A 13,964-nucleotide genomic window follows, 5' to 3' on the forward strand; every position below is an offset into this window, starting at 1 on the left:
AATGCCTGACCATGATTTACCGGGGAGGAGATCTGATGCGCCGCTGGGGAATGAGCCTCACTGCCGCCGCCGCCATGATCGGGCTGGCGGCCTGTACGCCCAATGGAGAGGACGCGCCTGTGAACGAGACCGACGGCCTGGTTGTGGAAGAAGATCTGAGCGGGGCGGCGCTGAACGCCGCCATCCAGGCCGGCGAGGAGCATCTCGAATGGCTCGAAGAGGTCGAGGGCGAGGACGCGCTGGGCTTCGCGCGTTTGCAGAACGAGCGCGCGCTGGCGCAATTGCAGTCCGATCCGCGCTACCAGACGCTCCATGACCGGGCGCTGGAAGTGCTCGAGAGCACCGACCGCATCCCCTATGTGGGCGTGCGCGGCGGCGAGCTGTGGAATTTCTGGCGCGATGCGCAGAACCGGCATGGCCTGTGGCGCAAGACCACGGTGGAGAGCTACGCGTCGGGAACGCCGCAATGGGACGTGGTGCTGGACGTGGACGCGCTGGCGGCCGCTGAAGAGAAAAACTGGGTGTGGGGCGGGTCGAGCTGCCTGGGGCCCGATTACCGGCTGTGCATGCTGACCCTGTCAGACGGCGGCTCGGACGCCTCGGTGCGCCGCGAGTTCGACGTGGAGGCGCGCGCCTTTGTCGAGGACGGCTTCGTCATCCCGCAGACCAAGGGCTCCTCGGCCTGGATTGACGAGAACACCCTGCTCATCGCCACGGCGCTGGACCCGGATGAAACCACCACATCGGGCTATCCCTTCGCCGTGAAGCGCTGGACGCGCGGAACCCCCATCGAGGAGGCCGAGACGGTATTCTCCGGCCAGGCCTCCGATGTGGGCGTGTGGCCGGCCCGGTTCGAGCAGGCCGACGGAACCGCCTATTTCGTCGCCATCCAGCGCGAAAGCTTCTTCGAGGGCGTCTACTGGCTGCTCCCGGATAATGCGCAGAGCGAGCCCATCGCCCTGCCCCTGCCGCGCAAGTCCACGCCCCAGGCGCTGTTTGACGGCCAGATGATCTTCACCACCGAAGAAGACTGGGCGCCGGTGGAGGGCGGACCGACCTATCCGGCGGGCGCGGCGCTGTCGCTGGACATGGCCGCGCTGGCTGAAACGGGCGAACTGCCCGAGGTCAAGACGGTGTTCGTGCCGGACTCCCGCCAGTCGGTCGGCTCGGTGGCGGCGACGGCCAATCACCTGCTCATGGTGATCAATGACAATGTGGTCAGCCAGCTGGAAGCCTTCACCTATCATGATGGCGGATGGACCAGCCAGCCGGTCGAGGCGCCGCAAAACGCCTCCATCTCCATCATCACCGCCGATGACCAGAGCGATCTGGCCTATGTCAATGTCTCGGGCTTCCTGACGCCTGAGACCCTCTACCGGGTCACCGGAGAACTGACGCTGGAGCCGGCCATGTCCGCCCCGGCCTGGTTTGACGCCGAGGGCATGATCGTCGAGCAGCGCCAGGCGCGCAGCGCGGACGGGACCATGATCCCGTATTTCATCGTGCGCAGCGCCGGGACTGACGGCCCGCAGCCCACCCTGCTCTACGCCTATGGCGGCTTCCAGGTATCCATGAACCCGTCCTATTCGGGCGTCATGGGCCGGTCCTGGCTGGAAAACGGCGGCACATACGTGCTGGCCAATATCCGCGGCGGGGGCGAGTTCGGCCCGGCCTGGCACCAGGCGGGCCTGCGCACCAACCGCCAGCGCATTTTCGACGACCTGATCGCCGTGGCCGAGGACCTGATCCGCACCGGCGAGACCACCGCGCCCCAGCTGGGCGTGATGGGCGGGTCCAATGGCGGGCTGCTGACCGGGGTGATGTATGTGCAGCGTCCCGATCTGTGGGGCGCGGTGATCAGCCAGGTGCCGCTGCTGGACATGATGCGCTTCCACCTGCTGCTGGCCGGCGCCAGCTGGCAGGACGAGTACGGCTTCCCCGACGAAAATGAGGACGAGCGCGCCTTCCTGCGCTCCATCTCGCCGGTGCATAACGTGGAGACGGACGGCGACTATCCGCCCATCTTCATCCTGACCTCGACCAAGGATGACCGGGTCCATCCCGGCCATGCGCGCAAGCTGGCCTTCCTGCTCGATGCCCTGGGCCACGAGATGCTCTATTACGAGAACATCGAGGGCGGTCATTCGGCGGCGGCCAATCTGGCCGAAGCGGCCAAGCGCGTCTCGCTGGAATATACCTTCCTGATGCAGACGCTGATGGATCGCACAGCGGGCGAAACGCAAGAGCGTTAACCCTGAAGCAAGCCGGGCGGCCTAGGACTGGAGCGGACAATCTCCTCTCCCGACCCGGGCCGCCCGTCATGTTCGAAACCCGTCCGCCGCAATCGCCCCATCCGGACCCGCACGCCGGCGAGGCCGGGGCTCTGGACGAATTGCGCGCATGGCTGCGCCAGCATCCCGAAGTGATTGCGGGCGACCCCGATCTGCTGGCGCGGGTGCATGAGGCGGTCTCGGCGTCCGGCGTGGTGGATCTGGGCGCCCATGCGCGCAAGCGGCTGGACGCCGAACTGGCCCGCGCGCGCGCCACCAACGCCGCCCTCATCGCCCTGGCCAAGGCCAATCTCGCCGCCCAGGCCCAGACCCATGCCGCGATCCTGGCGGTGCTGGAGGCCGAGAGCCTGTCTGCGCTGGACCGCAAGCTTTCGGGACGGGCCGCCGGCGCGCTGAGCGTGGACATCATCCGCATCTTCATCGAGGGCGCCGATCCCCTGCCGGGCGGCCAGGCCATACGCGCCTGCTCGCCGGAACTGACCGATGCGCTTCTGGGCAAGCGCGCCGAGCGCCTGGGGCCGGTGGATGAGCGCTTCGCCAGCGCCCTTTACGAGGCGCGCGCCAGCGGGTTGCGCTCCGAAGCGCTGGTGCGCCTTGAGCTGGCCCGGCGTCCCGCCGTGCTGTGCCTGGCCGCACGCGATGCGCGCGCCTTCACCCCCGATCAGGGCGCCGACCTGTTGCATGTCTTCGCCCGGGTGCTGGAGCGGCGGATCACGCCATGGCTGGCGGACTGAGCGATCCCTCTTTCAGCGCGCAGGCGGCGCTGCCCGCCTGGCTCGATCATCTGTCGGGCGAGCGCCGGCTGGCCGCGCGCACGCTGGACGCCTATGGCCGCGACGTGGCGGGCCTTCTTGAATTTCTCGGCGGCCATCTGGGCGGTCCGGTGACGCTGGGCGCGCTGGCTGGACTGGAAGCCGCCGACTGGCGGGCCTGGCTCGCCGCGCGGCGGCGCGAGGGCTGCGGCGTGCGCACGCTCCAGCGCGGCCTGTCTGCAGCGCGCAGCTTCTTTCATTACGCCAGGCGGCGCTGGGGGCTGGACAATCCCGCCCTGCATCTGGTGGAGGCGCCCAAGGCGCCCCGGCGCATGCCCCGCCCGGTGAGCGAGAGCGCGGCGCGCGCCCTGATCGGCGCGCCCGGCGAGAGCGATGCCCCCGCCTGGATCGCCGCGCGCGATACCGCGATCCTGTCGCTGCTCTATGGCTGCGGATTGCGCATTTCCGAAGCGCTGGCCCTGACCGGCGCGGAACATCCCCTGCCGCGCACTTTGCGGGTCGCCGGCAAGGGCGGGCGCATGCGCATCGTGCCGGTGCTCGATCAGGTCCGTGACGCGGTTACGGCCTATGCGGCGCTTTGCCCCTACCCGCTGGCGCGTGATGAGGCGCTGTTTCGCGCCGTGCGCGGCGGGGCGCTGGGTCCGCGCGCGGTGCAGACCGCCATGGAGACGCTGCGCGCGCGCCTGGGCCTGCCGTCCAGCGCCACGCCCCACGCCCTGCGCCACGCCTTCGCCACCCATCTTCTGGCCCATGGCGGGGATTTGCGCGCCATCCAGGACCTGTTGGGCCACGCCTCGCTGTCGACCACCCAGATTTATGCCGATGTGGACGCCGGCGCGCTGATGCGCGTGCACGCCAGCGCCCATCCGCGCGCGCGCAAGCGCTCCGCCTGAGAGGCGCAAACGCCCGCAGCCGTGAGGCTGCGGGCGCGGGCGTGTTCAGCGTCTGTCTGTAAAGACCTTCAGCGCGTTTCCCAATACGGCCGGCGGGCCGTCAGGTTCAGCGACAGCGGATCGGGGCGGGAGACATGGCCGGAGAAGGCCAGAACCGCCACGGTCGCAACCATGCCGGCCAGCGCAAGCAGCCCCGTGACCTCACCGGTCAGGAAGCGCGGCGCAATGGCGGCGAAGGCCAGCCAGGCGCCGATCAGAAGGATAGCAGTGATACGCGGCATGACACCCTCCATGGGCTGGCTTTTGATGTCATCAAAGTGTCACCGCGTGAGGCGCTTGTCAAATTTTTTTGCAGTATACGGAAATTTGATTTTCGCCCTGCATGGCCGGACTTGCCTTGCCATAAAGGCGATCCGGGACTGCTGCGCTTGCGAATAAATCTTTCATAAAGACCGTTATAACGCGCCGCGCCTGATGACGCTATATGCTGTAAAAGGACCGTATACTGCACAATATATGGGGTCCCGAGAGGCGCTTTTCGGGGTAGGGCGGGGTGAGAGAGGGGGGGGGCTAAGTGATCTCCCGCGCCCCCTCACCTTTATCCTCTCCCCCATGGTCATGGGGGAGAGGGGGCATATACGCCGCGCTTTATCCTTTGGGCTTGGGATCAAGCATTTCCGAAAAGACCGTAGCGTCAAAGCCCCCTCTCCCCTCCCTGAGGGGAGAGGATAAAGGTGAGGGGTGCGGCGCCGACGTCTGAAGATTTGCCCGGAATCCCCTCATGCGTTTTCCCGGCGCACGCCGGGGAAACGCGGGTGGAGAGGTTTGGGTTCAGATGCCACAACACTGCTTTCCCGGCCGAGCGCAGCGAGAGCCGGGACCCATCCACCGGTCATCGGCTGCCGCTGTAGCGGATGGAAGCTATGGGGGATGGATCCCGGATAGCCGCTTCACGGCTTCCGGGAAGGCAGGCTTGGTGATGGGGGCCTGTCCGGAACGGTGAAAGGCCCCGTTATCCGCCCCTGCCCCGAGCGGCGGTATGCTCCGTCCGCCATGACACATCATGAAACTAGGAACCGGAAGCGTCAGACCGCCCTGCAAGCAGACAGGGCGGAAGCGGAAGGAGGGTGGTGATAATAATGATAAGAGACGTCTGCGGCCGTATGTCGCGAAAATTCTCACACGCCCGCGCTCGAACCGCGATCAGCCGGCCTGAACCCCGGCCATCACATCCACCCGGTCGGTGATGATGCCGTCCACGCCGCGCGCCATCAGACCCTCCATCTCGGCCGGGTCATTGATGGTCCACACCTGCACCAAGAGGCCGCGGGCATGGGCCGCCTCGATCAGGCGCGGGTGGGTGACGTCCAACCCCGAAGCGCGCGGCGGAATCTGCAGGGCGTGGGCGCGCGTCGGGTGCAGATCGGCCACGCCCGCACGCGCCGCGATGTAGAAGCTCAGCGCCTCGTTGGAGGCCATGCCGGTGGCCACCTCCGGGCAGGCTTCGCGGAAATGGGCCATGGCGTTGTCGTGAAACGAGCCCACCATGACGCGATCGGCCATGCCCGCCTCGCGGATGGTCTGGCACATGGCCAGCGCCGCCTCTTGCGTGTCCGGCTTGATCTCGGCGATCCAGCGCATGTCGCGGTGTGCATCAAACGCCTCGGCCAGGGTCGGAACCCGCACGCCCTGGCGCATGAAGCGGTCCGGGTCCTCGCCCGCATAGCCGAAGGCCGCGTCCAGCCGGACGATCTGCTCCAGCGTCAGCTCCGAGACCAGGCCCGAGCCATTGGTGGTGCGGTCCACCGTATCGTCATGCATCAGCACCAACACGCCGTCGGCGGTCATCTGGGTGTCCACCTCCAGCACGTCTGCGCCGTCCTCCACCGCCTGGGCGAGGGCTTCGAGCGTATTGGCCGGCGCACGCTTCAGCCCGCCGGCATGGGCGATGCGCTCGGCCCGGTCGGTCACGCGCGCCTCCAGCCAGGCATGACTGACAGGCCCCGGTCCTGGCCAGAACGCCGCGCCGGTCCAGACAAGCGCGATCAGGGCGATGAGGATGAGGACGAAACGCATGTCAGGCTCCTGCAGGCGGCTATGGGTTCAGTCTGTTGTATGACCCTTCGTTTTGACAAGCCCGTGACAGGCGCGCCTATGGCGCCGGGGCTTGCGCTGATTGAGTGAACGGCGTTCAATCGCGTCCCATGAACGAGCTGCTCACCTTGCTCCTGATCCTGTTCGGGTCCGCCCTGGCCGTCGGCCTTGTGGTGGCGCTCAACGCCGTTCTGGGCGGCTGGACGCCCAGCGCGCTGGACAGCCCCGAAGCGGCCGCCCAGGCGCTGGAGCGCGATGTGCTGGGCTTCAGAGCCGGACAACAGGCCGTCGCCTGCACCGGTCAGCGCGCCGCGCTGGTCATGGAGGCCAATGGCGCGCGCCTGGGGCTGGCGCTGGCCAGCGGGGCGAGCCTGGTATGCCGCGCGCTTTGGCCCGGCGAGGTGCGCGGGGCGCAGGCGCAGGGCCGCGAACTTGTGATATCACTCGACGACTTCACCCTGCCGCGCGCCCGCCTGACCCTGGCGAGCGCACAGCAAGCGCAGGACTGGGCCGGGCGCATCACAGCCTTCGCTGAGGCCGCGCCGGCCGGAAAGACCGCCAAGGACGCCACCACATGAACGCGCCTGACCTGCCTGATCCGATCCTTCTGGCCATCCCGGCCTTCGTGGCCCTGATCGTGGCCGAAATGATCTATGCGCGCATGACCGGGCGCGCCCGGTTCGAGCCGCGCGACAGCGCCGCCAGCCTGGTCATGGGACTGGGCAATACCGTCTCGGGCATCGTGCTGGGCGGGGTGGCGCTGGCCTGGTTCATCTTCGTGTCCCAGTTTGCGCTGTTCGATATCGGCTGGGCGCTATGGGCGTTTGTCCTGTGCTTCGTGCTGGACGATTTCGTCTATTACTGGAGCCACCGCTTCGCCCATACCGTGCGCTGGTGGTGGGCCGATCATGTGGTTCATCATTCCAGCCAGCACTACAATCTGACCACCGCCCTGCGTCAGCCCTGGCTGAACCCGCTGACCTTCAAATTCATCTTCTTCGGCACCTGGCTGGTGCTGATCGGCTTCCCGATTGCGATGGTGGCCTTCGTCGGCGCCCTCAATCTCGTCTACCAGTTCTGGATCCATACCGAGGCGGTCAAGCGCCTGCCCGCGCCGATTGAATACATCTTCAACACACCGTCCCATCACCGGGTCCATCACGCGGTCAATCCGCGCTATCTCGACCGCAATTACGCCGGCGTGTTCATCATCTGGGACCGCATGTTCGGCACGTTCGAGCCCGAGCGCGAGGACGAGCCGTGCCGCTACGGCATCGTGCGCCAGCTGGGCACGCACAACCCGCTCAAAATCTGCCTGCATGAATGGATCGGCATCGTGAAGGACGTGCGCTCGGCGCGCTCATTGCGCGAGGCGCTGGGCTATTGGCTCGGTCCGCCGGGCTGGTCGCCGGATGGCAGCCGGGACAGCTCGAAAATCCTCAAGGCGCGCTGGATGGAGCAGCAGCGTACGGCGCGTAGCGACAAGCCGGCTGAGTCCGCCTCCCTCCCGCCTGAAGCACGGCCGGCCGAGTAAATCGCCTCTGGACACATGCAGGCGCCTGACGCATGCTTGAGTGGAAGTGAACGGCGTTCACGCTCTGCAGGGAGCATGCAATCGCCTTCAGGCCGGACCGCCCGGCCCTTCCGGCGCGGCGACCGGCGTTCGAGGCATTCGGCCTGAGCAACGGGAGACGGCCATGACGGCGCTGCGCGATCTCTACCCCATACCGGACATCGATTCACACTGGCATGTGCCCAACGAGTTCGAGTCCGTCTTCGACTGGCGCTTCGACGAGGGGCGCACCACGCTCATGCACCTCTACCAGAAGGGTAAGGACATGCAGTGGGATGCGGTCAACCGCATCGACTGGAGCCTGGAGCTCGATCCGGAAAACCCCATGGAGATGCCCGACGAGGCGGTGGCCATTTATGGCTCGGACATCTGGAATCGCATGACGCCGAAGGAAAAGGCCGAGATGCGCCGCCATGCCCAGTCGTGGAACATTTCCCAGTTCCTGCAGGGCGAACAGGCCGCCCTGCTGGCCGCGTCCAAAATCGTGCAGTCCGTGCCTGACCTTGATTCCAAATTCTACGCCGCCACCCAGGTGATGGACGAGGCCCGCCATGTGGAGGCTTACCGCAAGCTGTCCGGCAAATTCGGCGTGTCCTATCCGATGACCGACTCGCTCATGGTGCTGGTCAATCAGGCTCTGTCCGACAGCCGCTGGGACGTGACCTATCTGGCCATGCAGGTGGTGATCGAGGGCCTGGCCCTGGCCGCGTTCGGCACCATTCGCGATCTGGCCCAGAACCCGCTGGCGCGCATGGTCAACGCCTATGTGATGGAGGACGAGGCGCGCCATGTGGCCTTTGGCCGGATTTCGCTGCGTGACTATTATCCCCAGCTCACCCAGAAAGAGCGTGACGAGCGCGAGGAGTTTCTGGTCGAGGCCTGCTATCTGATGCGCGATCGCATGACCCGCAGCCGCGAAGTCTATGACGTGCTCGGTCTTCCCGCCAAGGAATGCAGGGAATTCGCCGAGCAATCCGAGATCGTGAAGCTCTACCGCACCATGCTGTTCCAGCGCATCGTGCCGATCGTGAAAGATATCGGCCTGTGGGGACCGCGCATCCAGAAGGCCTACGCCGATATGGGCGTCATCCATTTCGCCGAGCTTGACCCCCAGGCGCTGCAGGAAGATGACGAGCGCGTGGCGCGCGAGCTGGAAGAAACCCTCGATCCGGGCAAGGCGCGCCGGGAGTATATCGAGGCGGTGGCCGCCCATGGCGCAGCCGGTCACGCCGAGTAATTTTCCCCGTCGCTTCCCTCGCGATGTGCGGGAAAACCCTGCCGCCCTGCGCCCCTCGCAGGGCGGCATTTTCATGAGATCGTCCATGATCAGACACGCAAAACGCCCGCCGTTTCCGGCGGGCGCTTGAACGCTGGAAACCAGTTGGCCTTATCAGGCTGCGGTCTGGGCTTTTTTCAGCTCGCGCTTGATCTTCAGCGCGCCCGGCGACAGGTCCGCGTCGCGGGCCTTGAGCAGGAACGGGTCCAGCCCGCCAACATGGTCCACGCTGCGCAGGGCCTTGGCCGCAATGCGCAGGCGGAAGGCGCGGCCCAGCGTCTCGGACGCCAGCGTGACCTGGACCAGATTGGGCAGGAAGCGCCGCCTGGTCTTGTTGTTGGCGTGGGACACGTTGTTACCCGACATCGGGCCCGTGCCCGTAAGTTCGCAGCGCCGCGACATTGGCTTCCACCTTAAGCTGGTGCATGAATCCTTGAGCGCCGCCTGAAAGCCCTTATCAGGCCGCCCGCAGCGCAAGAGCGGGCCATCTAACCGAGCCGTCATGCGCCGTCAAGACGCAGCCGCGCCGCCCGGCATTCATCTTGCAGCCATATTGGCGCCGGTTTCATACTGCACACGCACACACGCCGCCATACAGACAAGGCTGAATTCATGCTCTTCCGCACCGCCATCGCCGCTTTCACCGCGACTGCCGCCCTTAGCGGGGCGCAAGCCGGTGCAGCCGCCCTGCCCGAGCAGATCCATGTGGAGTATTCCGGATCAGTGCTGGTGGCGGTGCCGGTGGCCAATATCACCATCACCGCCTGGCTGCATGAGGACACCTATGCCGGCGCGGCCAATTTCCGCGCCGGGGGCCTGTTGCGCTGGTTCGACGACACCGACATCAACGCCACCACCACCGGCTACCGGGACAATCCCGGCCGAGCCCTCAGCCCCTGGCGCTATGAGCACTTCAACCATGCCAGCGGCACCAACCGAACGGTGGGAATCGATTTCGAGGACGGACGCGCCGTGCCGGACGTCAACCCGCCCTTCGGCTCCATGGGCGAGCCGCCCGCCAGCGACGAGGAGCGCGAAGGCGCGCTGGATCCGGTCACCGCCATGATCTCCATCATGCTCTCCCAGCCCCAGGGCGAACGTCCTTGCGAGGGCCGCATCCCTGTGTTCGACGGCAAGGCGCGCTACGATCTGCGCCTGGAGCGCGGCTCCATGGAACAGGTCAATGCCCGCGGCTATCGCGGCCAGGCCCTGCGCTGCCGCATCTTCCTGGAGCCGATCAGCGGCTATGACGAGGGGCGCAAGCCCACCGAGGAAGACACCGCCCGCCCGATCAATGTCTGGCTGGCCGATATGGAGGGCGCCTGGGTGCCGGTGCGCTTCCGCGCACGCACCCGCATCGGCGACGCCACCATCACCGCCACGCGCGTCTATGCCGGCCCCATGGCGCAATAAGCCGCTTGCAGGCGCCCGCACCCCTTAAATCGGGGCGGGCGGCGGCCTAGATTGGACGCTGGAGGGAGCGATTCCCCGGAGCGCGTCATGACCGCCTCTCATTTCCGCGATGCGCCGGTCACTGCGGTGCTCGGCCCGACCAATACCGGCAAGACCCATCTGGCGCTGGAGCGCATGATGGCGCGCCAGACCGGCGTGATGGGCCTGCCCCTGCGCCTTCTGGCCCGCGAGCTCTATGACAAGGTGGTCAAGGCCAAAGGCGCGGCATCGGTGGCGTTGATCACGGGCGAGGAGAAAATCGTCCCGCCCCATGCGCGCTTCTATCTGTGCACGGTGGAGGCCATGCCGCTGGATTTGCGTCCGGCCTTTCTGGCGGTAGACGAGATCCAGCTCGCCGCTGATCCCGAGCGCGGTCATATCTTCACCGAGCGCCTGCTGCATGCGCGCGGAACTCAGGAGACCATGTTTCTGGGCTCCGCCTCCATGCGCCCCATCCTGCGCCGCCTGGTCCCCGAAGCCGTGATCGAGACGCGCGAGCGTTTCTCCACGCTGAGCTATGCAGGCGCCAAAAAGCTCACAAAGCTGCCAAGGCGCTCGGCTGTGGTCGCCTTCAGCGCCGGGGATGTCTACGCCATGGCCGAGCTGGTGCGCCGCCAGCGCGGCGGGGCGGCGGTGGTGATGGGCGCGCTGTCACCGCGCACGCGCAACGCCCAGGTGGAGCTCTATCAGTCGGGCGAGGTGGACTTCCTCATCGCCACTGACGCCATCGGCATGGGACTGAACATGGATGTGGGCCATGTGGCCTTCGCCAGCTACGCCAAGTTTGACGGACGCCGGCGCCGGCGCCTGCATCCTCACGAGATCGGCCAGATCGCCGGGCGCGCCGGGCGCTTCCGCACCGACGGCACGTTTGGCGAGACCGCCGAGGCCCGCGCGCTGGACCCCGAGATTATCGAGCGGGTGGAGGCCCATGATTTCGACGCCATCGGCCGGCTGGTCTGGCGCAATCATGCGCTGGACGTCTCCAGCCTTGATGCGCTGAAACTTTCCCTTGGCGCGCCCGCGCCCGATCCCGCGCTGGAACGGGTGCGCGCGGCGGTGGATGAGGGCGTGCTCGACATTCTCTCGCGCGACCGCGATGTGCGTGAGCGCGCCTCAGCACGTGGCGGCGCGGCGCGGCTGTGGGATGTGTGCGGCACGCCGCAATTTCGCAAGGGCACGCTGGACGAGCATGCCCGTCTGGTGAAAACCCTCTTCCTGCACCTGACAGAGGGCGATGGACGCCTGCCTGATGCGTGGCTGGACGCCCAGCTGACCCGCCTCAACCGCACGGCGGGCGATGTGGACGCCCTGGCCCAGCGCCTGACCCAGGTGCGCACCTGGTCCTACGCCGCCCATCGCCCGTCCTGGACGCGTGATCCGGCCTATTGGCAGGCGCGCAGCCGGGAGGTGGAGGACGCCCTGTCGGACGCGCTCCACGAGCGCCTGGCCGCGCGCTTCATCGACCGGCGCACCAGCGCCCTGATGAAGGGCCTGCGCGAGAACGCCGATCTGCAAGCAGGGCTGGACGCATCCGGCGAAGTGACCGTGGAAGGCCATTTTGTCGGGCGGCTGGACGCGTTGAACTTCCGGGCAGACGCGGCGGGCGGACCGCTGGCGCGCCGGGCCGTGGCCAACGCCGCGCTCAAAGCCGTGCGCCCGGAGGTGAACCGGCGCCTGGGCCAGCTGGCGCGGGCCGGCGATGACGCCCTGGCGCTGGATGATGAAGGCCGCGTGCTCTGGCGGGACGCGCCCGTGGCCCGTCTCGTCGCTGGCCCTCACCCCTTCGCGCCAGGCGTCCAGCTGATCGGCGGCGAGCTGGGCGCAGCCGAGGCCGTGGCGCGCGCTGTCGCCCATATCGAGCGTTTCGCCGCCCGGCAGGCGAGCGAAGGTCTGGCGCCGCTGATGGCGCTGCGTGAACAGGTCGAGGCGCGCTCGGGCGGGCTTGAGGGTCTGGCGCGCGGCATCGCCTTCCGGCTGGTGGAGGGCTCCGGCGCAGCGCCCCGCCGCGATCTGGCCGCCGATATCGCCGCCCTCTCGGCCCATGAGCGCCGTCAATTGCGCGCAGCGGGGGTGCGTATCGGTGAACATGCCGTCTTCCTGCCTGCGCTGCTGAAGCCGCGCGCCGCCGGGCTCAACGCGCTGCTGCACGGCGTGCATGCCGGGGATGCGGCGCGCGCCTTCCGCCCGCCGCCCGGACGCACCAGCGCCGCGCCCGACCCCTCTCTCGACGACGCCGCTCATGCCTGCGCGGGCTATCAGCTGTGCGGCCCCCTGGCTGTGCGCCTTGATATTCTCGAGCGTCTGGCCGACCTGATCCGTGAATCCCGCCAGGGCGATCCGGCCCGGCGCTTCAGCCCGGCGCCGGCCATGATGAATCTGCTCGGCTGCAGCCAGGAGGATCTGCGCGGCGTGCTGCGCGCGCTGGGCTATCGCCGGGTGCGCAAGGCCGAAGGCGAGACGCCCGAGCTCTGGACCGGTCGCGCCAGAGACCGGCGCGAGCGCACGAGCGCCCCGCCTCCGCCCCCGGCCGACACGCCCTTCGCCGCGCTCGCCGCCCTGGATCTGACGCCCCAGCGTCCCGGGCGGACGGCGCAAGGCAAGCCGCGCCGGAGCACTGGCCGCAAGGGCGCCGCCCGAAGAGCCCGTCAATGAGTTTCCGGCCGGATGAGGCCGCCGGGCCTGGCCAGCGCTGTGATGTGTGGCTGTTTCGCGCCCGCCTGTTCAAATCCCGGGCGCTGGCCGCGGCCTGCATCACCAGCGGCGCGGTGCGCGTGGAGCGCGCGGGCGGCGTGCAGCGCCTGAGCCGGCCCGCAGCGGCCATACGGCCGGGCGATACGCTGATTTTTATGCGCGGCGGCACGCTGGTGCGCGTAACGGTCCTGGACCTGGGCGCGCGGCGCGGCCCGCCGGCCGAAGCGCGCAGGCTCTACACGCAAGACGGGCCGCCGCACGCGCATTCTGACTGAAGCCGGAAGCGCCTTGCGATTGACAAAGCCGGGCGCGAGCGCCAAATCCGCTCCTGATCCCGCCGCCTGACACATCCGCTTTCAAGGGTTCGCCGACACCCGATGACCTACATCGTCACTGATGCCTGCATCCGATGCAAATACACCGACTGCGTCGAGGTCTGCCCCGTGGACTGTTTCTACGAGGGCGAGAACATGCTCGTCATCCACCCTGACGAATGCATTGACTGCGGCGTATGCGAGCCGGAATGCCCGGTAGAGGCCATCAAGCCCGACACTGAAGATGATACAGACGGCAAATGGCTAGCTCTCAATTCCAAGTACGCCACCGAGTGGCCCAACATCACTGTCAAGAAAGACGCGCCCTCTGATGCGGCGCAATTTGAGACCGAATCTGGAAAACTGGAGAAATATTTCTCCCCCAAGCCCGGCTCAGGCGGCTGACGGCGTCGCCGTACCGGTTAAACTTTTCTTAACTGCCTTCCGCATGCGGAACGCCTTCGCGTCTGCAGCACGTTGAGTTTTTGCAATAATTGTGATATTCATAATGTCTATCGGATGTTGCGCCCGCTTGCGCCCAGGAAACCTGCCCTTGATCTGACCCGCGCCCCGCATGCCTGTCTGACGGATCCCTCACGGGTCC

At 67.3% G+C, this 13,964-nt stretch carries 13 protein-coding genes; 10 read left to right on the forward strand and 3 right to left on the reverse strand.

Features of this window, described 5'->3' with window-relative positions:
* Positions 1-35: 35 nt before the first annotated feature.
* From F1654_RS06745 to F1654_RS06755, 3 genes are all read left to right on the forward strand, one after another.
* Positions 36-2,252: a prolyl oligopeptidase family serine peptidase gene (locus F1654_RS06745; RefSeq protein ID WP_233205177.1), complete on the forward strand. Its 2,217-nt coding sequence runs from the start codon at positions 36-38 to the stop codon at positions 2,250-2,252.
* Between the two features lie 68 nt (positions 2,253-2,320).
* Positions 2,321-3,025: a DUF484 family protein gene (locus tag F1654_RS06750; protein ID WP_150022765.1), complete on the forward strand. Its 705-nt coding sequence runs from the start codon at positions 2,321-2,323 to the stop codon at positions 3,023-3,025.
* Entirely contained in the window at positions 3,010-3,957 is a 948-nt protein-coding gene (locus F1654_RS06755) for a tyrosine recombinase XerC (RefSeq protein WP_150022766.1), read from the forward strand. Before F1654_RS06750 ends, F1654_RS06755 begins: the two co-directional genes overlap by 16 nt.
* Before the next feature lie 68 nt (positions 3,958-4,025).
* Here the strand turns inward: F1654_RS06755 and F1654_RS06760 are convergent, their stop codons facing one another.
* Together F1654_RS06760 and F1654_RS06765 are read right to left on the reverse strand one after the other, a co-directional pair.
* Positions 4,026-4,238, reverse strand: coding sequence for a hypothetical protein (locus tag F1654_RS06760; RefSeq protein WP_150022767.1), 213 nt, complete (start codon positions 4,236-4,238; stop codon positions 4,026-4,028).
* Positions 4,239-5,160: 922 nt separating this feature from the next.
* Positions 5,161-6,033, reverse strand: coding sequence for a glycerophosphodiester phosphodiesterase (locus F1654_RS06765; RefSeq protein WP_150022768.1), 873 nt, complete (start codon positions 6,031-6,033; stop codon positions 5,161-5,163).
* A gap of 128 nt (positions 6,034-6,161) precedes the next feature.
* Between F1654_RS06765 and F1654_RS06770 the strand changes: the two genes are divergently transcribed.
* The 3 genes from F1654_RS06770 (at position 6,162) to F1654_RS06780 (ending at position 8,861) form a co-directional block, all read left to right on the forward strand.
* Positions 6,162-6,629 carry a hypothetical protein gene (locus tag F1654_RS06770; RefSeq protein WP_150022769.1) on the forward strand — a complete coding sequence of 156 codons (468 nt, stop codon included), beginning with the start codon at positions 6,162-6,164 and terminating at the stop codon, positions 6,627-6,629.
* Positions 6,626-7,585, forward strand: a complete 960-nt coding sequence (locus F1654_RS06775; protein WP_150022770.1) for a sterol desaturase family protein — start codon at positions 6,626-6,628, stop codon at positions 7,583-7,585. The genes F1654_RS06770 and F1654_RS06775 overlap by 4 nt, the downstream gene beginning before the upstream one ends.
* 163 nt (positions 7,586-7,748) lie before the next feature.
* Complete coding sequence (locus F1654_RS06780) at positions 7,749-8,861, forward strand: ferritin-like domain-containing protein (protein WP_150022771.1); 1,113 nt, start codon at positions 7,749-7,751, stop codon at positions 8,859-8,861.
* A 153-nt stretch (positions 8,862-9,014) separates the two neighbouring features.
* Here F1654_RS06780 and rpmB read toward each other — a convergent pair whose 3' ends face one another.
* Positions 9,015-9,302 carry a 50S ribosomal protein L28 gene (rpmB, locus tag F1654_RS06785; RefSeq protein ID WP_150022772.1) on the reverse strand — a complete coding sequence of 96 codons (288 nt, stop codon included), beginning with the start codon at positions 9,300-9,302 and terminating at the stop codon, positions 9,015-9,017.
* Between the two features lie 210 nt (positions 9,303-9,512).
* On the opposite strand from rpmB, the gene F1654_RS06790 reads away from it, so the two are divergent.
* From F1654_RS06790 to fdxA, 4 genes are all read left to right on the forward strand, one after another.
* A complete protein-coding gene (locus F1654_RS06790) occupies positions 9,513-10,313 on the forward strand; it encodes a DUF3108 domain-containing protein (RefSeq protein ID WP_150022773.1) in 801 nt (266 codons plus the stop codon).
* Between the two features lie 87 nt (positions 10,314-10,400).
* Complete coding sequence (locus F1654_RS06795; RefSeq protein WP_150022774.1) at positions 10,401-13,007, forward strand: helicase-related protein; 2,607 nt, start codon at positions 10,401-10,403, stop codon at positions 13,005-13,007.
* Entirely contained in the window at positions 13,004-13,321 is a 318-nt protein-coding gene (locus F1654_RS06800) for an RNA-binding S4 domain-containing protein (protein ID WP_150022775.1), read from the forward strand. Before F1654_RS06795 ends, F1654_RS06800 begins: the two co-directional genes overlap by 4 nt.
* 102 nt (positions 13,322-13,423) lie before the next feature.
* Positions 13,424-13,765 carry a ferredoxin FdxA gene (gene fdxA / locus F1654_RS06805; RefSeq protein ID WP_150022776.1) on the forward strand — a complete coding sequence of 114 codons (342 nt, stop codon included), beginning with the start codon at positions 13,424-13,426 and terminating at the stop codon, positions 13,763-13,765.
* The last annotated feature ends 199 nt before the right edge of the window (positions 13,766-13,964 follow it).

This window comes from Alkalicaulis satelles (genome assembly GCF_008630495.1).
Classification (GTDB): Bacteria; Pseudomonadota; Alphaproteobacteria; order Caulobacterales; family Maricaulaceae; genus Oceanicaulis; species Oceanicaulis satelles.